This window comes from Nonomuraea sp. NPDC049129 (assembly GCF_040648495.1).
Taxonomy (GTDB): Bacteria; Actinomycetota; Actinomycetes; order Streptosporangiales; family Streptosporangiaceae; genus Nonomuraea.
On record NZ_JBEZDU010000026.1, the window covers coordinates 88,616 to 108,991 of the forward strand.

Sequence of the window (20,376 nt, forward strand, 5' to 3'; positions counted from 1 at the left end):
GCCGCCGACCGTGATCGGTGGGCGGGGGTCAGTAAGGGTCGGTCAGCCGGAGGGACGGTTGGCCGGGGTCCGTCAGTCGTGGTCGGCCGGAGGCGGCGGCCGGGGTCGATCGAGCGGCTCGGCCGGGGGCGTCCGGAGTCGGCCGAACGGAGCCGACTGGGGTCATTCAGGTCCGACGGCGGGAGGGACGGTTGGCCGGAGGCGGGCGGTCAGGTGCGCAGGAAGCTGTGGGTGTGGCCTACCGGCTCGAAGCCGAGCCGTTCGTAGAAGTCCTTGGGCCAGTCGGCGGCGTCGGCCAGCAGGAACACCAGCTCGCTGTCGGCCGCCTCGGCGAGCAGCGCCCTCATCAACGTGCGGGCGTGCCCCCGGCCCCGGTGGCGGTCCCCCGTGTAGAGGTCCTCGATCTGTGTGACGGCGCCGTTCCGGTAGATGTCGGCCCGCGCGGCGAGTTGGCCGTCCTCCGTCCGTACTGCGCGGAAGCCCACCGTGTCGGCGCCGCGCAGCCGCTCCTCCACGCGCCTGGCGAGCTGGTCGATCACGTCGTCGGTGGCCTCGGGCAGCGTCTCGCGCCAGCCGGCCCGGAGCGTGGGCAGCAGCGCGGGCAGGCCGAGGTGCTCCACGGGTGCCGCGTCGTGCGGGAACGCGCCACGGAAGACCATGACCAGGTTCGTCTCATGCGTGTAGCCCGCGGCCTCGAAGGCGGGCGCGTACGCCCGGCCCAGGCGGTCGTCGTCGACGTTGACCAGCCGGTGGGCGTACCCGGCGAGCACCTGGTCGGCCGCCTTCAGCGCCGCGCCGGGATCGTCGCCGGACCAGATGACGACCTTGTTGTCGTCGTACGAGCCGGGGTAGCGGTCGTTGAGGACGGCGAACCCGCCGGGCACCTCGACGGTCCGCCCCGCCTTCCGCCGGGCGAAGTCGTGCGCGAAGGCGACGCTACGGGCGAAGTCGTGCGCGAAGGCGGCACTACGCGCGGAGTCGGGCGTTAACCCGGCGCTACGGGCGAAGTCACCCTGAGACCCGGTATCCGCGCCGCCGAAACCGCCGGTCATGGGCGGGCCGCCGTGATGAAGCGTCTGATGAGGTCGGAGTCCTTCACCCCGGGCGCCACCTCGACCCCGCTGGACACGTCCACGCCCCACGGCGCCGCGGCGGCGACCGCCTGAGCGACGTTGGACGGGTCGAGGCCGCCCGCGAGCAGCCAGTGCCCCGTGGGGCGGCCGCGTACCGCCGCCCAGTCCCAGGGCTCGCCGGAGCCGGGGCGGGGCGCGTCGACGATGAGCAGGTCCTCGTCGTAGGCGCCGCAGCGCAGGTCGGCTTCGGCGTCGACGGCCCTGACCAGGGTGTGGCCGAGATCCTTCAGCGCGGTGAAGTCGCCGTGCGGATGCCGGCCGTGCAGCTGGACGCCGCGCACCCCGGAGGTGAGCGTGGCGGCGCGGACGGCCTCAGGGGTCTCGCCGCGGAACACGCCGACGGTGAGGACGTGGGCGGGGACCGCCGCGGCCAGCTCGGCGGCCCGCTCGGGGGTCACCTGACGAGGGCTTCGGGTCAGCACGAAGCCGATGGCGTCGGCGCCCGCCTCGACGGCGGCCGCCACGTGCTCGGGCTCACTCAACCCGCAGATCTTCACGTACACACCGTCGACCCTAACGGCGAACGGCGGCGACCGGGGCCCCCGGCGACCCCGAGCGGCCGGGCCCCGGGGCGACCCCGAGTGAACGGCGGCGGCCGGGCCCCGAGCGGACGGCCGCGACCAGGACCCCGGCGACCCCCGAACAGCGCGCGGGTCAAGGGCCTCGGCCAGCGTGCGGGTCAGCTCAGGGGATCACCCGGGGGGCCGCCGCGGGAGTGGCGGAGGGGCTGGCGCAAGGGGTGGTGTACCGGGCGGAACGCCGCGTCCACCAGGCCGGTGCGGTAGGCGACGACGGCGGCCTGGATCCGGTTGCGCAGCCCCAGTTTGTCCATGGCGGCGGCGACGTGGGACTTGACCGTGGTCACGCCGACGCCCAGCTCCTCGGCGATCTCCGCGTTGGACAGGCCGGTGCCGACCAGCGCCAGCACCTCCAGCTCGCGGTCGGTGAGCCCGGCGGGGACCGGTACGCTCGCCGCCTCCTCGGCGGCCAGGAAGCGGGCGACCACCCGGCGCAGCACTGAGGGGGCCAGGAGCTGCTCGCCGGTCGCGGCCCTGCGTACGGCGTCGACCATGCGTTCTGGCTCGTCGTCCTTGACCAGGAAGCCGACGGCGCCCGCGCGCAGGGCGGCGTAGACGTTGGAGTCCTCGGCGAACGTGGTGAGCACGACGATCCTGGCGGCCGGCCGAGCCAGCAGGATCCGCCTGCTCGCCTCCAGCCCGTCGACCCTGGGCATGCGCAGGTCCATCAGGATCACGTCGGGCAGGTGGAGTTCGGCCAGGCGTACGGCCTCGGCGCCGTCCACGGCCTCGGCCACGACCTCCATGTCGCCCGTGACCTGCAGGAGCATGCGCACGCCCGCGCGTACCAGCGCCTGGTCGTCGGCGACCAGCACGCGGATCACGCGCCACCTCCCGTGAGGCCGCCGGTGAAGCGCTCGGTGACGCATCCCGTGCGCCCGACCACGTACTCGGTGGCGTGCAGCTCGGTGATGTGCGGGGCGGCGGTGGGCATGGTCGCGGTGAGCAGCCAGCCGCCGTCCTGGTCGAGGCCCGCGGTCAGCGTGCCGCCGAGCGCGCGGACGCGCTCGCGCATCCCGGCCAGGCCGCGGCCGGACGAGGGCAGGCGTTCGATGGTGGTGGGCGGGGAGCCGTTGCGTATGTGTACGGTCAGCCCTTGGCCGGCGGTGGTGACGGCGACACTCACCTGAGTGCCGGGACCGGCGTGCTTGAGCACGTTCGTGAGACCTTCCTGGACGATGCGGGCCGCGGAGGCGCGGGCCACGAGGGGGGCGTGCGCGGTGGCGGGGTCGAGCTCCAGCTCGACCTGGAGGCCGGCGGCGGTCATCCGCTCGGCGCACTCGCGTATGAGGGCCGCGGGGTCGGCGGCCATGTCGGGGCGGCGGCCGGGGTCGCGCAGCACGTCGAGCAGCCCGCGCAGGTCCTCCAGCGCCTGGTGGCCGGTCTCGCGGATGTCGGCCAGCGCGTCGGCGACCGGCCCCTCGGGGGCGGCGTAGCGGGCGGCACTGGCGCGCAGGACCATGGCGCCCACGTGGTGAGCCACGATGTCGTGTACCTCGCGGGCGATGTTCTCGCGCTCGAGGAGCTGGTCGGCGCGTACCTGGGCGACCGCCAGCCGCGCCGACTCGCGCAGCCGCAGCCCCTCGGCCTCGGCGGCCGCCTGCCGTACGCCCAGGTAGCGGCCGATCGCGACGGGTGTGGTCACCAGGGCCATCAGGACGGCGACGCGGAACGCGGTGACCTCGGTCGAGTCCTGGACGATCGCGATCGAGGCGAGCATGGTGCAGGTCACGTAGGTGACCGTGATCCAGGCCCAGGAGGCGATCCGCATCGCGAACACGCAGAGCGCGATCAGCGTCAGGATCAGGCAGGTGGTGACCGTGTCGTTGAGATACTGGTCGGCGGCGATCAGCAGCACGCTCTGGAACATGAACACCAGTCCGGGAAAGCGCCGCGCGACGCCGAGGGAGAGCCCGCCCAGCACCGCGAGCAGTCCCACGACCCAGACCGGCTGGGTGCCGTTGTGCCAGTCGGTCCAGGTGCTCAGCACCGTGAAGGCCACTCCGCCGCCGGCCAGCAGCACGTCCGGGGTGAGGTCGGCGTCCTTCAGCCGCCCGGCGGGGCCGCGCAGGTAGGCGCCGATGAGAACGGGCAGGGCGGGGACGAGCACCGAGTACATCCACGCGTTCGTGGTGAACGCGATGCCCGGGTCGGCCAGGTTGACCGCGGTCGCGGCGACGGCCACGCCCAGGGCCAGGCAGGTCGGCCGCCAGCCCGAGCGGTAGGCGACCAGGCCGACGGAGACGCAGAGCAGCATCTGGGCGGTGTTGGAGGTGAACGACCCCACCTGGTCGGTGAAGACGAGGAAGGCGGCCAGGTAGAGGCTCACCGCCAGCGGCGCCCGCCTGACCAGGCCCATGGGCGCGCCCACGCCCACGGCCATCGGGATCACCTCGTTGCCCGGCAGCAGGGCGGAGCCGCCGCCCTTGGCCGACAGCAACACGTCGAGAGCGGTCCCCGCGGCCGCGAGCACAAGGTCGAGCGGCACTCCACGCCATCGCATGCGCCCACGTTATCCGGGTGCCGCGCACCCGCCGGACCTACAGCCGGACCTACAGCCGGGCCTCCCGCCGCTCCTCCCGCCGACGCCCGCCGCTCCTCCCGCCGGAGGAGGCGGTCTCCTCCAAGTGGCCGCGGCTTCGTCCCTTGGGGGGACGAAATCGGGGCGAGAACTCCCTTACGTTTGTGGTATGCCCAATGACACCGCAATGTTCCTCGGCCAGTTCCTGCGCGCTCCGGCCACCATCGGGGCGCTCGCGCCCAGTTCACGGTGGCTCGCGGCGGCGGTCTGCGCGCCGGTGCCGGAACGCGGCGAGCCGACCGTGGTCGAACTCGGCCCTGGTACGGGGCCCTTCACCGCCGAGATCCAGCGCCGGCTGAGCGGGCGCGGCCACCACCTGGCCGTGGAGGTCAACCAGTCGCTGGCGGCGTTGCTGGCCGAGCGGTTCCCCACCGTGGACGTCGCGAACGACGACGCGACCGAGCTGCGCCGCCTGCTCGGCGAGCGCGGCCTGCGGCAGGCGGACGTGGTGGTCAGCGGGCTGCCCTGGGCGGCCTTCCCCGAGGACCTGCAGCGCGGGCTGCTCGGCGCGGTGGCCTCGACGCTGAGCCCGGCGGGGGCGTTCACCACCTTCTCCTACATTCACGCCGTTCCGCTGAACTCGGCGCGCCGCTTCCGGGCGCTGCTGGCCGAGCGGTTCGAGGAGGTCGTGCGGGGCCGTACGGTGTGGCGCAACGCGCCTCCGGCGTTCGTGTTCCACGCCCGCCGGCCGCGACCCTGAACAGAACTTACTTCTACAATGGTGTGATGGATTTCACGCTTCCCGAAAGCGCCCTGGCCGTCCAGCGCGGCATCGGCGACATCTGCGCACGTTATGACCTTGATTACTGGCAGCGGTGCGAGGCGGACAAGCGCTGGCCGGAGGAGGTCTGGGCGGAGCTGGCCAAGGGCGGGTGGCTGGGTCTGGCCGTACCCGAGGAGTTCGGCGGGGGCGGCCAGGGGCTGCTGGAGCTGGCGGTGGCGACGGAGACGCTGGCCGCCTCGGGGGCGGCGGGCGGCTCGGCGTTCACGTACGTGCTGACACCCGGGTTCGGCGCGCTCACCCTGGCCAGGCACGGCACGGCCGAGCAGCGGGCGGAGCTGCTGCCCCGGCTGGCCACGGGTGAGGTGGAGACGTGTTTCGCGCTGACGGAGCCGGACGCCGGCTCCAACTCGCTGGCGATCACGACGGCGGCCCGGCGCGACGGCGACGACTACGTGATCAAGGGTCAGAAGATCTGGATCACCGGCGTGCAGCGGGCCACCTGGATGCTGCTGGTCACCAGGACCGTCCCGGCGGCCGAGGCCAGGCCGCGTACGCACGGGCTGACCGTCTTCCTGGTGAACGTGCCGGAGGCGGTGGCGGCCGGGCGGCTGTCCTACCAGCCGATCCCGAAGCTCGGCGCCAACACGACGCCGTCGAACATGGTGTTCATCGACGATCTCCGGGTGCCCGCCTCCAGCGTGGTGGGGCAGATCGACCAGGGCGCGGCGGTGCTGTGGGACATCCTCAATCCCGAGCGGGTCCTGCTCGCCGCCTCCGCGCTCGGCGGGGCCGAGGTCGCGTTGCGGGTCGCGGTGCAATATGCCAAGGAGCGCGAGGTGTTCGGCCGGCCGATCGGCGCCAATCAGGCGATCGCGTTCCCGCTGGCCCAGGTCAAGGCCAAGATCGAGCTGGCCCGCCTGATGATCTACAAGGCGGCGTGGTCGTTCGACCGGCGCCTGCCGTGCGGCACCGAGGCCAACATCGCCAAGCTCACCGCCTCACAGGCGGCGTGGGAGGCGGCCGACGCCGCGTTCCAGACGCACGGCGGGATGGCGTACTCGCTGGAGTATCCGGTGGCCAGGCTGCTCACGGACGCCCGCATCGGGAAGGTGGCGCCCGTGACGGAGGAGCTGCTGCTCAACTACCTCGCGACCCAGGTGCTCGGGCTGCCACGCAGCTTCTGACCGATCGACACTACCGATCGACGGTGTGGCCGATCTGCCACGCGCACCAGCGACCGGCGCGGGCCGCGGCTTCGTCTCCCGGGGCGGCGTTCTCGGCCTCGGCGGACAAGCCCGATCCGGCACTGGTGCGGCAGCAGCCCTTCCACACCGTCCAAGGGTCACGCCTACCCTGGGCGCGCGGGTGAAACCGCAGGTCAGCCGAACTCCGGTGACCGTTTCTCGCGCACCGCCCGCACACCCTCCACCACGTCGGGGCCGCTGAAGCCGAGAAACTCCATGGCCAGCGAGGCGTCGAAGGTGGGCCCGGCCATGCGCAGCCAGTTGTTCAGGGAGTATTTGGTGAGGCGGATGGCCTCCTGGGAGCCGGCCGCGAGCCGCACGGCGATCTCCATCGCCTTGTCGTGCACCTGGTCGTCGTCGACGCACAGGCTCACCAGGCCCATCCGCTCGGCCTCCGCGCCGGTGACGGGCTCGCACAGCAGCAGGTGGTATTTGGCCTTGGCCAGCCCGCACAGCAGCGGCCAGATGATCGCGGCGTGGTCGCCCGCCGCGACGCCGAGCCTGGTGTGGCCGTCGATGATGCGGGCGGTGCGCCCGGCGACGGAGATGTCGGCCAGCAGGGCGACGGCCAGCCCGGCGCCCACCGCGGGCCCCTGGACGGCGGAGACGATCGGCTTGGCGCAGTTGAGCACGTTGTAGACGATGTCGCGGGCCTCGGCGAACACGCGCAGCCGGGTGGCGTGGTCGCGGGTCATCTCCTCGATCATCGACAGGTCGCCGCCGGCGGAGAACGCCTCGCCCTCTCCCCTGACGACCACCGCCCGGACGGAGTCGTCGCGGTCGACGTCGCGCCAGATCTCGGCCAGCTCGCGGTGGCCGGTCATGTCGACGGCGTTGCGCCTGCGCGGCTCGCTGATCGTGATCCGCAGCACGCCGTCGGCGGGCGTGTCGATCTTCAGCTTCTCGTACGCGTTCCGGTACGTCACAGAGCCTCCCGCAGCCGGTCAGCCACGTAGTCGCGGGCCTCCACAGCCTGGTCGAACAGGCCGGGCAGGCCGAAGAAGCCGTGGATCGCCCCGTCGAACCTGCGCGTCTCGACGGGCACCCCGGCCTCGGCCAGCCGCGCGCCGTAGCGCTCGCCGTCGTCGCGGAGCACGTCGTACTCGGCGGTCACCACGGTCGCGGGCGCCAGCCCGGCGAAGGACGGCAGCCGCAGCGGGGACAGCCGTGGATCCGCCGGGTCGGCCTGGCCGGCGTAGGTGCGCAGGAACCACGCGAATTCCTCGGCGTCGAGGCCGAGGCCCGTGGCGAACTCGGTGTGGCTGGGGGAATCCATGGCCGCGTCGAGCGCCGGATAGATGAGCACCTGGTGGGCCAGGTTCAGCCCGGCGTCGCGGGCCTGCCAGGCGGCCACTGCGGCGAGGTTGCCGCCGGAGCTCTCGCCCATCACCGCGACGCCGCCGTCGCACTGGTAGAAGGCGGGGCGGGCGAAGATGTCGCGCACCACGGTCCAGGCGTCGTCGGCCGCGGCCGGGAACGGGTGCTCGGGCGCCAGCCGGTAGTCGACGGAGACGACCACCGCGCCGGTGCGGATGGCCAGGTCGCGGCCGAGCGCGTCGCTGCGCTTGATGCCCCCGGTCACCCAGCCGCCGCCGTGGAAGAAGACCACCACGGGCAGCGCGCCGTCGCCCCGGTCGGCGCGGTAGACGCGGATGGGCACGTCCTCGGCGCTCTCGTCGCGGACGAAGGGCAGGTGGGTGAGCGGCCCGCGCTGGGGCGCGAGGCCGTCCTGGTTCCGGGCCTCCTGAATCTCGGCCAGGTCCATCCCGGCCGGGCCGGGGCCGGGATCGGACATGTAGCGCTCGACGAACTCCTGCGCCTGGGGGTGCAGTGGCATGATCGAAGCCTAGCGGGCCGCCTCCACGAGCGCGTCGAAGAGCCGTCCGTCCTCGGCCCGCTCCGGGTGCCACTGCACGCCGACCCCGAACCGGTGGCCCTGCAGCTCGATGCCCTCGACGATCTGGTCCTCGGCCCAGGCCACGGCCAGCAGCCCGTTGCCGAGCCTGCGTACCGACTGGGTGTGCGGCGCGACCACCTCGACCTTGTCGCCCACCGCCTTGCCGAGCTTGCTCGACACGCTCACCTGGATGACGTGCGGCGTGCCCGGCTCGGCGTGCCGCTCGTTGTCGAGCACCTCGGGCAGCCAGGGGATCAGCGTGCCGCCCTGGGCGACGTTCAGCACGTGCATGCCGCGGTCGATGGCCAGGATCGGCACGTCGGCCTGTACGGCGGCGCGGGCCAGGGCCAGCTCGAACCGGTCACGGTGTCCCTGCGCCTCGGGCACCCGCTCGTCCTGTTCCTCGCCGTAGGCGCTACCGCCCACCTCGACCCCGCCGGCCAGCACCACGCCCCGCAGCCCTCGTACGTAGTCGTCGATCGCGTGCAGGTTCAGCGGCGGCAGCACCACGGGGGCGCCTCCGGCGCGCTCGACGGCCTTGGCGTAGGACGGGGGCGACAGCACCGCCTCCCGCACCCAATCGCCCCAGCGGGCGGCTTCGAAGTAGGCGGTGATGCCGATCAGCGGTCGGGACATGCGATCTCCAGGGTGCCTGGTGGAGTACGTGCCGCCGCCGGTGGTGACGACGGCCGCACGCCCATCATGGCGTACACCATTTCGGTTATGTCACCTCTCCTGAAGATCCCTGCTGCATAAGGGGTGATTACCGCACCGTGAGAAAGACCGGCAGCTCCGCCGCGGAATTGGAGAACAGGGACGGTACGGGGACCAGCGCCGCGGACGGAACGGCCAGCGACAGGCCCGGATAGCGGCGGAAGAGGGCGGGCAGCGCCTCGGTGGCCTCCAGGCGGGCCAGCGGGGCGCCCAGGCACAGGTGGGGACCGCCGCCGAAGGCCAGGTGCCTGCGCTGCTCGCGGGTGATGTCGAAGCGCGCGGCGTCCTGGCCGTGGTGCGCCTCGTCGCGTCCCGCCGCGCTGTACGGAGCCAGGATGGCCTCTCCGGCGGGGATGGTGACGCCGGCGATCTCGATGTCCTCCAGCGGGTAGCGGGCCATGAAGTTGCCGATGGGCGCGTCCCAGCGCAGCGTCTCCTCCACCACGGCCGACCAGGTCTCCTCGCCACCGACCACCGCCAGAGCGCGCTGCTCCGGGTGGGTGAGCAGGGCGCGGGCGCCGTTGACGATCAGGCTGAGCGTGGTCTCGTGCCCGGCGGCGAGCATCAGCCACAGCGTGCCGACCAGCTCCTCGTCGGTGAGCCGCTCCGGGTCGTCGCGCTGGGCGGCGATCAGCGCGCTGATCAGGTCGTCGCCGGGCTCGGCGTGCCGCGCGGCGACGAGCCGGTCGAGCAGCAGGTAGATGTCGCGCTGGGTCTTGAGCACCTCTTCCGGGGCGGTGGTGGAGCGGAAGATGCTGTCCACCAGCTCCCGCAGCTCCGGGCGCTCCTCCTCCGGCACCCCGACCAGCTCGCAGATCACCTGCATGGGCACCGGGTAGGCGAAGTGCTTGCGCAGGTCGACGGTCCCGTCGGCGGCCGCGTGCGAGGGCAGGTCGTCCAGCAGCCCGCCGACGATCCCGGCGATGCGCGGCCGCATGCTCTGGACGCGGCGCGGCGTGAGCGTCTGGGTGACGAACTTACGCAGCCGGTGGTGCTCCCGCCCGTCGGCGGTGACCATGTTGGTGACCTTGACCATGCCGATGAGCGGCCAGTCGTCGGTGATGCGGCCGTCACGGACGGCCGTCCAGTTGTGCCAGTCCTTGCTGACCCTGCGGTCGGTCAGCAGGTCGGCCAGCAGCGCGTGATGGGTGACCGACCACGCCTCCACGCCGCCCGGCAGGACGACGCGGACGACGGGGCCCAGCTCCCGCAGCCGGGCGGCCTCGCCGTGGTGGTCGGTCCCGGCGGGGTCGAGGGTGACTACAGGGATCATGAACGGTCTCCAAGCGCGCGGAAGTGGACGGGCAGCGAGGCGGGGCAGCGGGTCCACGGTGACGGGTGCGGGGTCAGCTCCGCGGCGTCCACGGACAGGCGCACGTCAGGCAGCAGGTGCAGGGCCGTCTCCACCGCGGTGCGGGTGATGAGCCGGGCGGGGACGGGCGCCGGGCAGACGTGCGGACCGGCGCTCCAGGCCAGGTGGGCGCGGTTGCCCAGCTCGATCTCCGTCGCGCCGCCGTGGACGCGCGGGTCGTCGTTGGCCGCCCCCAGGCCCAGGACGAGCGCGTCACCGCGGGCGATACGCCGGCCGCCCAGCTCGGTGTCGCGCAGGGCGTACCGGGCGGGCATGTTCGTCATGGGCGGGTCGCGCCAGAGCACCTCGTCCAGCGCGTCGTCGACGCCCAGGCGCCCGCCGCGCACCCGGCCGGCGAAGCGCGGGTCGGTCAGCATGAGCCGGAAGGTCTGCGCGATCCACGTGGTCGTCGTCTCCTGCCCGGCGGAGATCATCACCACCATCGACTGCAGCACCTCGGCCTCGTCGCGCAGGTCGGCGTGGGCCAGGAAGTGGCTGGTCAGGTCGTCGGACGGGGTCTCCTTCCTGGCCCGCAGGAGGCCGCCGAGTATCTCCTCGAACTTCTTGTTGCCGGCCTGGGAGTCCTCGGCGCTGCCGAACAGGGCGCGCAACGCCGCCAGCAGCTCGTGCCCCTGGCCGGTGTCGAGGCCGAACAGGCCGGCGATGGCCAGCATCGGGACGACGGCCGCGTAGTCGCCCACCAGGTCGGCGCCGCCCCGGTCGGCGAAGCCCTCGATGAGCTCGCGGCACATGGACTCGACGGAGCGGCGCATGCGGCGCTGGTCGATCGCGGCGACCCCGTCGTCGATCGGGCGGCGCAGGCGGCGGTGTTCGGCCCCGTCGGCGCCGATCACGTTGGGCCGCCAGAACATCATCGGCCCCAGCCCCGAGTCGGGCGGCACGATGCCCTCCTGGAACAGCCGCCAGTTGCGGGCGTCGCGCGAGTACAGCTTCTCCTGCCGGGTGATGGTCAGCAGCTCGTGGTAGCCCATGACCAGCCAGGCACCGACGCCCGGCTCCAGCTCCACCCAGGCGACGTCGCCCCATTCGCGGCGCAGCCTGCGGAAGACGCCGCGTGGGTCGGGGCAGGTCGTGGTGGCCGACAGGGGGATCATGAGGGGCCCTTCTGCAGGGCGAGCGCGTGCTCGACAAGGGTGATCAGCGCGTCCACCGAGGAGGAGCGGCTCCTGGCGTCGCAGTTCACGATGGGCGTGCCGGGCTCCAGGTCCAGTGCCTCCCGCAGCGCCTGCGCGCTGTGGTCGGCGGAGTCGGGGAAGTGGTTGACGGCGACGGCGAAGGGCAGGTCGCCGCGGAGTTCGAGCTGGTCGATCACCTCGAAGCTGCCCTCGATGCGGCGGGTGTCGACCAGGACGAGCGCGCCCACGGCGCCCTCGCCGAGGCCGGCCCACAGGTCCCAGAAGCGCCGCTGGCCGGGCGTGCCGAACAGGTAGAGCGCGGTGTACGGGCTGAGCGTGATCCGGCCGAAGTCCATGGCCACGGTGGTCGTGGTCTTGCCCTCCAGCCCGGCCAGGTCGTCCACGCCGACGCTGGCCTGCGTCATGGTCTCCTCGGTGCGTAACGGCTCGATCTCGCTGACCGCGCCGATCATCGTGGTCTTGCCGACACCGAAGTCGCCGACCACGAGGATCTTGACCGCCTGCTGCACGGTGTCGGGCAGGTAGCGGTCAGCTGAGCCGGCGGAGCCCATTGAGCACCTCCTGGAGGGTCGTCAGGTCGGGACGCCCGGCCTCCGGGATGCGGGAGCGGGCTATCAGGTGGCCGGAGTCGACCAGGTCGGAGGCTAAGATCCCGGCCACGCTCAGCGGCAGCTTGAGGTGCGCCGCCGCCTCCGCCAGCGACAGGAGCCGCCCGCACATGCGCAGCAGGTCACGCGCCTGGCGGGTGGCGGAGGGCGGCAGGGGCTTACCGGCGTCGGCCACGACGAGGAGGGTGTCGAGGCCGATGGTGTTGCGGGTGGGGCGGGCCCGGCCCTGGGTCAGTACGTAGGGCCGTACGGCGCTGTCGTGGTACTCGCCGCTCATTGCCGCGCGGCCCGGCGTGCGGGGGTGCTGAAGTTCCTCTCGCCGATCTTGATGACCTGGGCCTGCATCTGCTGCGCGATGAGCCGCGGGTCGACCACCGGATCGGTGATGACCACCAGGTGGGAGCCGGATCCGGCGGCGCGGGCGAACAGGAAGCCGCCCTCGAAGCCCACCATCAGCTCCCTGACGGCCCTGTTGCCGCCGCCGAACTCACGCCCCACGCTCTGGGCCAGCGACTGCAGCCCGGAGCAGGCGGCCGACAGGCGGTCGGCGACGTCCCTGTCCGTACCGGCCGAGCGGGCCTTCAGCAGGCCGTCGGAACTGAGCACGACGACGTGGCGGACCCCGGGGACCCAGACGACCTCGGCGATCATCCAGTCCTGATCTTGGTGCATCGGTACCCCGTTCGTCATCTGTCGTTGTCCGTCATCCGCCGTTGTCCGGTCATCCGCCGTCGTGTGCCCCTGCGTCGGGGTCGTGGTCAAAGAAGGCGGCCATCCACTCGCCCGCCTGTTCCGGGGTGGCGGCCGGCTCGGCGGCCGGTCCCGCCGCGGCGAGCCGCTCGGCGTCGGAGCCCGCCTCACCACGGCGTGAGCGCCTGCGCGGCAGCGCGCCGCCGCCCGCCGTGTCCTCCGTCGTCCCCGCGACGTGCTCGCCCAGGGCGGCGGGCGCGTCCGGCACCGGCTCGTCCGGCACGGGCTCGTCCAGCGTGGGGTGGTCCTGGGTGAAGTGGTCCTGGGCCGGGTCAATCGGCCGGACCTCGTGGCGGGCGGGCCGGGCTCGGGGCGGCGCCTCGGCCGGCTCCAGCGTCTCCACGATCGGGCCGGGCACCAGGACGACCGCGCGCACCCCTCCGTACGGTGAGGGCAGCAGGTCGGCCAGGAACCCGTGGCGGCGTACGTAGTGCCCGATGACCGCGAGCCCGGTCTGCGGGATCTCCCCCACCTCGCCCACGTCGACGGAGCGGCGCCCGGAGACGATTTCGCGCGCCTGCTCCAGCTGGTGGTCGTCCATGCCGACGCCGCCGTCGTCGATCTCGATGACGGCGCCGCGCTGCACGTTGCGCACCGCGACGAGCACCGTGGTCGCCGGCGGCGAGGACTGGGTGGCGTTGGCGAGCAGCTCGGCCACCAGGTGGATGAGCGGCTCGACCACGTGGGCCGCGACAGCGGTGTCCGGGTCGCCCGACACCTCCACCCGCTTGTAGGCGACGATCCTGGAGGCGGCGGCCCGCACCACGTCGACCAGCGCGAGCGGTTTGGGCCACTGCTGTCCCGGCCACTCGCCGCACAGCACGGCGAGGCTCTGCGCGTGGCGGCCCTGCTGGGCGGCGGCGTGGTCGACCTGCATGCTGGTCTCGAGCACGTCCGGGTTGCCGGGATGGCGCTCGGCCATCACCGAGACGTTCTCCTGGATGCGGTGGGCGGAGGTCTGTACGCGCCGGGCCAGCGCCAGCAGGGCCAGCCGCAGCGACTCCTGCCGCTCGCGGTCCTGCCCGGCGGCCTCGCCGACCGCGTCGAGCACCTCTTCCAGCAGCTCGGCCGCGTCCTCGTCGAGCCCCTGGCTCTGGTACGGCGGGGGCACCTCGCCCTGGGCGATCACGGCCGGGATCCGCTTGTCCACCAGGTGCCTGACCGCCTCCTGCAGGGCCTTGGAGCGGGCCGCGACGTGCTTGCTCCACTGGGTGTTGCGCTGCTGGAGGTGGTGCTGGAACTCGGCCTCGCGCTGGTGCATGGCGCTCTCGCGGCGGCTCATCGTCCGCAGGGCCTCCTGGTGCGCCTGGCGCAGCGCCGCCACGGCGGCCAGGGCGAGGAGCGAGAGCGCCGCGGCGCCGACGCACGCCCAGACGACGCCGGTGCGGCTGTCGAGGAGCAGGGCGGCGAAGGCGCAGCACGCGGCGACCACCGGCAGGGCCAGCCCCGCCGGCCAGAGCCACTGCGTCTGAGGTGAAGGGGTCACCGGCGGCTGAGTGGCCGGCGTCGGCGGCTGAGGAGCGGGCCGCTGAGGTGACGGCGCCCGGCGGGCCGGAGCTTGGGGCGGTGGCGGTGGGGGTTGGGAACGAGCCATGGTCACCTTCGCGAACGGGCTGGAGTATGCGCTGGTCTCAAGCGGGAGGCGGCTACGGAGACCCCCTCTGCCGAAGCAAGCGGCATCTCCCCTTCCAGTCCGTTGCCTCTGCGTCACTCCCAGTGGCGACGCTTCCGCCAAGATCCGATTATTCCGACTCTACTGAATGAGTCAATCCATTCCCCGCCGCCTGTCAGATATATACCAAAGGTGCATTTTATCCCGCTTTGTCAGGATATGTCCGACTTCGAGGCGATGGCGCGCCTGACAATTCCCGGCCGATCCTGTCAATGAATCGCGTCTTCATATCCGGCCAGGAAAAGGCCGATAAGGGCCGCCCGAAATGTCATCGCCATAAGATATGGACCCCCTATGACCCTTGTCCGGGCAAAACCCGTCACCCACAATCCAGAGGACACCGACGGACCACAGGAAGGAAACTCATCGTGCCTGCGAACAATGACGTATTCGCGTACGGCCCCTCGCAAACGAGGTGCTGAGCGTGGCCCGCTACCGCGCCCCCCTGCCGGACGCCACGAGCGCCGCCTTCCTCGCCGAGGCGCTGGCCGAGGCCAATGCCCTCCGCGCCGAGCACCACGCCCCGCCGCTGGTCCTGGACCAGGAACTGGTCGAGTACGCCAGGTCCCGCGCCGCGTCGCGATCGGAATACCCGGACACCGAGGCCGGGCACGACGGGTTACGGGAAGGCACCGGGGAGAACCTTTTCTGGGGCGCCGGCTCGAAACAACGGCCGCTCAACGCGGGGAAAGCGGTTGCCGAATGGTACGAGGAAATCAAAGGCTACGACTTCACCGACCCGGAAAAAGTCGCCGACTGCGGACACTTCACCCAACTGGTATGGAGGGAGAGCCGGCGGATGGGCGCCGGACGTGTGGCCGGACGGGGCCCGGATTTCTTCGAGACCTACATCGTCTTCGTTTTCGAGGCGCCCGGCAATAAGCCCGGCCACTTCGCGGAGAACGTACGTCCCGCCTGACTTCCGGCCCGGGAGCCGTGCCGCCGACGGCTCCCCTCACCCCGATCACCTCAGTCACATATGCGAATAAAACACACTTTCACTTTGATGACCAAAATCTCCCCCACCTTGAACGCGGAAAATCACGTTATCGTCACGGACAGTTTTGCTCCGCACTGTATCGGGGCGAAACGGTTGTGACGCTCAGGAGGTGGTGTAAGACTCGAATTCGAGCGAGCAGTCGTGCCGGGGCCCGCCGCACGCTCATTACCCGGAGCCGTCAGGGAGGTGTTAACGACACGACCGGAAGAATATTCCGGTCAAAGGGTGGGGTTAATTTCATGTCGTTGAATCCGCGCCTGGTAAAGGAGAGTTTCTCCGTCGTGGAGCCGGTGGCCGACAAGGCCGCCGCCTACTTCTACGGCCGGTTGTTCGCCGAGAGTCCGCACCTGCGGGGCATGTTCCCCCCGGCGATGGACCTGCAGCGCGACCGGCTCTTCGGCGCTCTGACCCGCATCGTGTGGAGCCTGGACAGCCCGGCCAGCCTGGCGTCCTTCCTCGGCCAGCTCGGGCGGGACCACCGCAAGTACGGCGTGATCGCGGAGCACTACACCGCGGTCGGCAACGCCCTGCTCGCGACCATCAAGCGGTTCGCCGCCGACATCTGGAACGAGGAGATCGAGGCCGCCTGGGCGGCCGCCTACACCGCCGCCGCCAACCTCATGATCGAGTCGGCCGAGTCCGACTCCGGGGTCTCGCCCGCGTGGTGGCTGGCCGAGGTCATCGACCACGAGCTCCGCGCCCCGGACATCGCCGTCCTGACGCTGCGGCCGACGCAGCGCCTGCCGTACACGGCGGGCCAGTACGTCAATGTGCAGGTCTCGCGGTGGCCGCGCGTCTGGCGCACGTTCTCGATCGCCAACGCGCCGCGCCCGGACAACACGATCACGCTGCACGTGCGCTCGGTCCCCTGCGGCTGGGTGTCCACCACGCTGGCCAGAGACACCCGCATCGGCGACACGATCATGCTGGGGCCGCCGATGGGCACGATGACGCTGTGCGACCGCAGCTCGCGCGACGTGCTGTGCGTGGCGGGCGGCACCGGGCTGGCACCGATCAAGGCGATCATCGAGCACATCATCGCCTCGGGCCGCCGCCCCAACATCCACCTGCTGTTCGGGGCGCGGACGGCGGCCGAGCTGTACGACCTGCCCGACCTCATCCGGATGGAGTCGACGTTCCCCTGGCTGCGGGTGCTGCCGGTGGTCTCCGGCCAGGCCGGCTACGAGGGGATGCGCGGCCGGCTGCCGGAGGTCACGCAACGCTTCCACTCGTGGGCCGAGCATGAGGTGTACGTGTGCGGGCCGTCCGGCATGGTCAGCGAGACGGTCCGGCGCCTGCGCATCGACGGCGTGCCGCTGTCCCGCATCCACCGCGACATCGTGCAGGGAGAGCGCTGACGCGGCGACCACGACCGTTCGCCGAGTCTCCGTGCCGCCCCCTCCCCGAAGGAGATGCCCCCATGGGGACCTCTGCCACAACGAACCGCCTTCTTCGTCTCCCCGGAGGGGGTATCCGCCCCGAGCAGGACGGACCGTCTTCCTCCGCCCCGAAGTGGCATCCCCATGGGAGGCCCCAGCCACAACGGACCGGCTCCTTCCGCTCCCCCGAAGGGGGTATCCCATCCCAAGGACACTAGCCACGACGGACCGGCACAGTAACGGAGACGGTCGCGCAACGGACCTGGTGACAGCGCCAGACGCGGCGGCGTCGCTAGGTGGCGGCGGGCCGCTGGAACGCGGCGGCGGTCTCGTCGTCGCTGGGCCAGAACGTCTCGATGGCGAGCTCGGCGACCGTCACGTCCAGAGGCGTGCCGAACGTGGCGATCGTGGTGAACATCGACAGGATCCGCGTCCCGTGCCTGATCCGCAGCGGCACCAGGAGGTCGGCCGGGCCCGGCACGTGCACCACGTTCAGATCCACGCCGGGGTAGGTGTAGGCGGCGAGCTCGTCGTGCAGTTCGGCCAGCTGCCCCGAGCCCGACGCCTCCGCCTGCCTGCGCAGCTGGTGCAGCAGGTGGGCGCGTACCTCCGCCAGGTTGACCAGCCGGCCGCCCATCGCCTCGGGGTGCAGCGACAGCCGCATCACGTTGACCGGTTCCTTGAGCAGCTCCGCCGGCACCCCCTCCATGAACAGGGCGGTCGCCGAGTTGGCCGCCACCAGGTTCCAGGTGGCGTCCACGACCAGGGCGGGGTAGGGCTCGTGCCCGGCGAGGATCTTGTCGAGGGCCTGCCGGACGGCCTGCATCTCGGGGGCGCGTACCTCGCGTTCGGGGAAGACCGGCGCGAACCCGGCCGCGACCAGCAGCCTGTTGCGGTGGCGCAGCGGCACTTCCAGCTCCTCCGACAGCTTCATCACCATCTCGCGGCTCGGCCGGGCCCGCCCGGTCTCCAGGAAGCTGACGTGGCGAGCCGACACCTCGGCCTCGATCGCCAGATCGAGCTGGCTCACCCGCCGCCGCTGCCGCCAGGATCGCAGCAGCTCCCCGAACGACTCATCCCCCACCGCGAACGCGCCATTGACCGACCCCATACGGCAACGCTACCGAACAGCAGGGAAGCAGCACGATTACCTCGGGAGTAATCGCGCGGCAAATCGCCCAGTCCTCGGCGCTCCTGGTCACGGCGTGGCACGATGGCCGGGAAGCGAACACGGGAGCGATGGGAGCTTGTTATGAGCGACGCAGTGCTCGCGATCGGCACCCGCAAGGGCCTGTTCCTCGCCCGCTCGACGGACGGCGGCCCGTTCGAGGTGGCGCCGATCCAGTTCTCCACGGTCGGCGTGACCTCGGTGGCGATCGACACGCGCGCCGCCACGCCGCGGATCCTGGCGGGCATCGAGTACGGCCACTTCGGCCCCTCGGTGATGTACTCCGACGACCTCGGCGAGACCTGGCAGGAGGCCGAGCGTCCCCCCATCGCCTTCCCCGAGAAGACGGGCGCGACCCTGACCAGGGTGTGGCAGCTCATGCCCTCTCCGGCCGAGCCCCAGGTGGTCTGGGCCGGGGTGGAGCCGGGCGCGCTGTTCCGCTCGGAGGATCGCGGCGTCACCTACGAGCTGGCCGAAGGACTGTGGGAGCACCCGCACCGCCGGCACTGGCAGCCGGGCGGCGGCGGGCTGTGCCTGCACACGGTCGTCAGCCACCCCACCGACCCGCAGGTCATGGGCGTCGCGGTGTCGACGGGCGGCTTCTATCGCACCAACGACGGCGGCCTCTCGTGGGAGGCCGCCAACCAGGGCATCCGCGCGCCGTTCATGCCGGAGGGCCAGCAATATCCCGAATACGGGCAGTGCGTGCACAAGGTGGGCATGCACCCGTCCCAGCCCGAGCGGCTCTTCCTGCAGCACCACTTCGGCGTCTACCGCAGCGACGACTTCGGCGGCTCCTGGCACGACATCGGCTCGTCGTTGCCGTCCGACTTCGGTTTCCCGATCGTGGTGCATCCCACCCGGCCCGACACGGTGTACGTGCTGCCGCTGACCGCCGACATCGACCGCACCCCGGTCGATCACCGCTACCGGGTCTTCCGCAGCCAGGACGCCGGCGGCACCTGGCAACCATTGGAGACCGGGCTGCCCGAGGGGCCGGTGCACGCGAGCGTGCTGCGTGACGCGATGACCGCCTCCGAGGCGGGGGTGTTCTTCGGCACCCGCGACGGCGAGGTCTACTGCTCGCGGGACGACGGCGGCACCTGGTCGACGGTCGTCCGGCACCTGCCCGACGTGCTCAGCGTGCGTGCGGCGGTGCTGTAGCCCATGGCCAAGAACGTGATGATGGTGGTCTTCGTCCTGCCCAACTCGCTGCGCCGGTGGGTGAGCGGCGACAGCGAGGTGAAGGTCTTCGCGGTCGCCGCCGACCAGCACACCCCGCCGACGCTCGGCTCCGCACTGGACATGCTGCGGCGTACGCATCCGCTGCTGGAGGAGCGGCTGCGCGACGACTACGGGCGCATCCGCCGGCACATCAACATGATCGTGTGCGGCGAGAACGCCCGCGGCCTCGGCAGCCTCGACTGCGCGCTGCCGCCGGGCGCCGAGGTCTACGTCATGCCCGCGCTGGCCTGATCACGCCTGCTTGTCAGGCGCACTGATCACGCCGGCTTGCCGACCCCGCTGATTCAGTTCACACCTTGCGCCAGCCGGGGACCCAGGCCCCGTCCTCGATGACGTAGTCACCGAAGAGGGCGGGCGCCTCCTTGACCATGAGCGCGCCGATGTGCTGGAACAGCAGCCGGATCTCCTCCTCGGCCCCCACCGCCGTGCGCGCCTCGATCGTGTGCCGCAGCGTGCGGACGTTGGCCGTCCAGACCAGGCCGGTCGCCAGCCCCTCCGGGGCGAAGCGGCGCATGAACGAGGTGCGGTGCTTCTTCTCCGAGAACGGCACGCCCTCCTCGTCGAGCCCGAAGTGGCCGGCCATCCAGACCTGGAACTGCTCCATCTGCTCCAGCAGGGCCGTGGCCCGCTTCATCAGCTCGGGGTCGGACTGGGCCCACTCAGGGAACCAGAACGGCAGCTCGTCGAGGCGGACGAAGCGCAGCGACTCCTGCGAGATGGCCACCCCGGGGCGGTGCCTGACGAGCTCGTGGGTGAGCACGCGGCTGACGTTGTGCAGCACGAAGCTGAAGTTGAGGTGCTCGAGCACCGAGCCGTGGGCGCTGGCCAGGATGTTGCGCAGGTAGTCGCCCTGGTCCTCGCGGATGCGCACGACGTTGGGGTTGAGTCCGGGCTCGAAGGAGCGGTAGCACAGGCGCCCGGCGAACTCGGCCAGGTTCTGTGCGTCGAGGTCGCCCCGGTCGAGCCGCTCCAGCCAGCTCTCGCCGCCGACCTCGCCCAGGTAACGGGCGAGCTCGTCGTAGTCGAGTTCTGGACGGGCGACGAGGAACACCTCGGGTTCGACGGTGCGCATGGGCGAGCCCCCGCTCGGGTTAGGCGATGTGATGGCCCCCAGCAAACCAGGTCACGGACCCGCGCGCGACTCGGCGCGGGGCGGGGCTGAACACTTGTCCCTT

Annotated in this window: 21 protein-coding genes; 6 read left to right on the forward strand and 15 right to left on the reverse strand. The window is 71.8% G+C overall.

What is annotated here, in order from left to right:
* Window positions 1–209: 209 nt before the first annotated feature.
* The 4 genes from AB0B64_RS48910 to AB0B64_RS48925 all read right to left on the reverse strand — a co-directional run bounded on the left by AB0B64_RS48910 (window position 210) and on the right by AB0B64_RS48925 (window position 4,214).
* On the reverse strand, window positions 210–1,052 hold the full coding sequence (locus AB0B64_RS48910) for a GNAT family N-acetyltransferase (RefSeq protein WP_358194681.1): 843 nt from the start codon (window positions 1,050–1,052) through the stop codon (window positions 210–212).
* Window positions 1,049–1,636, reverse strand: coding sequence for a phosphoribosylanthranilate isomerase (locus AB0B64_RS48915; protein ID WP_358194683.1), 588 nt, complete (start codon window positions 1,634–1,636; stop codon window positions 1,049–1,051). Before AB0B64_RS48915 ends, AB0B64_RS48910 begins: the two co-directional genes overlap by 4 nt.
* Before the next feature lie 176 nt (window positions 1,637–1,812).
* Window positions 1,813–2,535 (reverse strand): response regulator transcription factor, encoded by a 723-nt coding sequence (locus AB0B64_RS48920; RefSeq protein ID WP_357953016.1) that lies wholly within the window; start codon window positions 2,533–2,535, stop codon window positions 1,813–1,815.
* Window positions 2,532–4,214, reverse strand: coding sequence for a histidine kinase (locus AB0B64_RS48925; protein ID WP_358194691.1), 1,683 nt, complete (start codon window positions 4,212–4,214; stop codon window positions 2,532–2,534). The genes AB0B64_RS48920 and AB0B64_RS48925 overlap by 4 nt, the downstream gene beginning before the upstream one ends.
* 187 nt (window positions 4,215–4,401) lie before the next feature.
* On the opposite strand from AB0B64_RS48925, the gene AB0B64_RS48930 reads away from it, so the two are divergent.
* Window positions 4,402–4,992, forward strand: a complete 591-nt coding sequence (locus tag AB0B64_RS48930; protein WP_357953019.1) for an SAM-dependent methyltransferase — start codon at window positions 4,402–4,404, stop codon at window positions 4,990–4,992.
* A 26-nt stretch (window positions 4,993–5,018) separates the two neighbouring features.
* Entirely contained in the window at window positions 5,019–6,200 is a 1,182-nt protein-coding gene (locus AB0B64_RS48935) for an acyl-CoA dehydrogenase family protein (protein WP_358194697.1), read from the forward strand.
* A 194-nt stretch (window positions 6,201–6,394) separates the two neighbouring features.
* On the opposite strand, the gene AB0B64_RS48940 is transcribed toward AB0B64_RS48935, so the two are convergent.
* The 9 genes from AB0B64_RS48940 to AB0B64_RS48980 form a co-directional block, all read right to left on the reverse strand.
* Window positions 6,395–7,186, reverse strand: coding sequence for an enoyl-CoA hydratase/isomerase family protein (locus tag AB0B64_RS48940; RefSeq protein WP_357953023.1), 792 nt, complete (start codon window positions 7,184–7,186; stop codon window positions 6,395–6,397).
* Window positions 7,183–8,097, reverse strand: coding sequence for an alpha/beta hydrolase (locus AB0B64_RS48945; RefSeq protein WP_357953025.1), 915 nt, complete (start codon window positions 8,095–8,097; stop codon window positions 7,183–7,185). The genes AB0B64_RS48940 and AB0B64_RS48945 overlap by 4 nt, the downstream gene beginning before the upstream one ends.
* Window positions 8,098–8,106: 9 nt before the next feature.
* Entirely contained in the window at window positions 8,107–8,793 is a 687-nt protein-coding gene (locus AB0B64_RS48950; protein ID WP_357953026.1) for a gamma-glutamyl-gamma-aminobutyrate hydrolase family protein, read from the reverse strand.
* A gap of 127 nt (window positions 8,794–8,920) precedes the next feature.
* The gene (locus AB0B64_RS48955) at window positions 8,921–10,144 is read right to left on the reverse strand and encodes a cytochrome P450 (RefSeq protein ID WP_357953028.1); all 1,224 of its coding nucleotides are present in this window, start codon (window positions 10,142–10,144) and stop codon (window positions 8,921–8,923) included.
* Complete coding sequence (locus AB0B64_RS48960; RefSeq protein ID WP_358194713.1) at window positions 10,141–11,337, reverse strand: cytochrome P450; 1,197 nt, start codon at window positions 11,335–11,337, stop codon at window positions 10,141–10,143. Before AB0B64_RS48960 ends, AB0B64_RS48955 begins: the two co-directional genes overlap by 4 nt.
* Window positions 11,334–11,930, reverse strand: coding sequence for an ATP/GTP-binding protein (locus AB0B64_RS48965; protein ID WP_357645266.1), 597 nt, complete (start codon window positions 11,928–11,930; stop codon window positions 11,334–11,336). The genes AB0B64_RS48960 and AB0B64_RS48965 overlap by 4 nt, the downstream gene beginning before the upstream one ends.
* The gene (locus AB0B64_RS48970) at window positions 11,908–12,264 is read right to left on the reverse strand and encodes a DUF742 domain-containing protein (protein ID WP_357953033.1); all 357 of its coding nucleotides are present in this window, start codon (window positions 12,262–12,264) and stop codon (window positions 11,908–11,910) included. The genes AB0B64_RS48965 and AB0B64_RS48970 overlap by 23 nt, the downstream gene beginning before the upstream one ends.
* Window positions 12,261–12,659 carry a roadblock/LC7 domain-containing protein gene (locus AB0B64_RS48975; protein ID WP_357953035.1) on the reverse strand — a complete coding sequence of 133 codons (399 nt, stop codon included), beginning with the start codon at window positions 12,657–12,659 and terminating at the stop codon, window positions 12,261–12,263. Before AB0B64_RS48975 ends, AB0B64_RS48970 begins: the two co-directional genes overlap by 4 nt.
* 49 nt (window positions 12,660–12,708) lie before the next feature.
* Complete coding sequence (locus tag AB0B64_RS48980) at window positions 12,709–14,223, reverse strand: ATP-binding protein (RefSeq protein ID WP_357953038.1); 1,515 nt, start codon at window positions 14,221–14,223, stop codon at window positions 12,709–12,711.
* A 610-nt stretch (window positions 14,224–14,833) separates the two neighbouring features.
* On the opposite strand from AB0B64_RS48980, the gene AB0B64_RS48985 reads away from it, so the two are divergent.
* Both AB0B64_RS48985 and AB0B64_RS48990 read left to right on the forward strand, forming a co-directional pair.
* Entirely contained in the window at window positions 14,834–15,328 is a 495-nt protein-coding gene (locus tag AB0B64_RS48985; RefSeq protein ID WP_358194733.1) for a CAP domain-containing protein, read from the forward strand.
* A 320-nt stretch (window positions 15,329–15,648) separates the two neighbouring features.
* A complete protein-coding gene (locus AB0B64_RS48990; RefSeq protein ID WP_357953041.1) occupies window positions 15,649–16,767 on the forward strand; it encodes a globin domain-containing protein in 1,119 nt (372 codons plus the stop codon).
* 313 nt (window positions 16,768–17,080) lie between these two features.
* Here AB0B64_RS48990 and AB0B64_RS48995 read toward each other — a convergent pair whose 3' ends face one another.
* A complete protein-coding gene (locus tag AB0B64_RS48995) occupies window positions 17,081–17,899 on the reverse strand; it encodes a helix-turn-helix transcriptional regulator (RefSeq protein ID WP_357953042.1) in 819 nt (272 codons plus the stop codon).
* Between the two features lie 141 nt (window positions 17,900–18,040).
* On the opposite strand from AB0B64_RS48995, the gene AB0B64_RS49000 reads away from it, so the two are divergent.
* Together AB0B64_RS49000 and AB0B64_RS49005 are read left to right on the forward strand one after the other, a co-directional pair.
* Window positions 18,041–19,120, forward strand: coding sequence for an exo-alpha-sialidase (locus tag AB0B64_RS49000; protein WP_357953043.1), 1,080 nt, complete (start codon window positions 18,041–18,043; stop codon window positions 19,118–19,120).
* Window positions 19,121–19,123: 3 nt separating this feature from the next.
* Window positions 19,124–19,432: a hypothetical protein gene (locus AB0B64_RS49005; protein ID WP_225292858.1), complete on the forward strand. Its 309-nt coding sequence runs from the start codon at window positions 19,124–19,126 to the stop codon at window positions 19,430–19,432.
* 58 nt (window positions 19,433–19,490) lie between these two features.
* Here the strand turns inward: AB0B64_RS49005 and thyX are convergent, their stop codons facing one another.
* A complete protein-coding gene (gene thyX, locus AB0B64_RS49010; RefSeq protein WP_357953044.1) occupies window positions 19,491–20,273 on the reverse strand; it encodes an FAD-dependent thymidylate synthase in 783 nt (260 codons plus the stop codon).
* Window positions 20,274–20,376 lie beyond the last annotated feature (103 nt).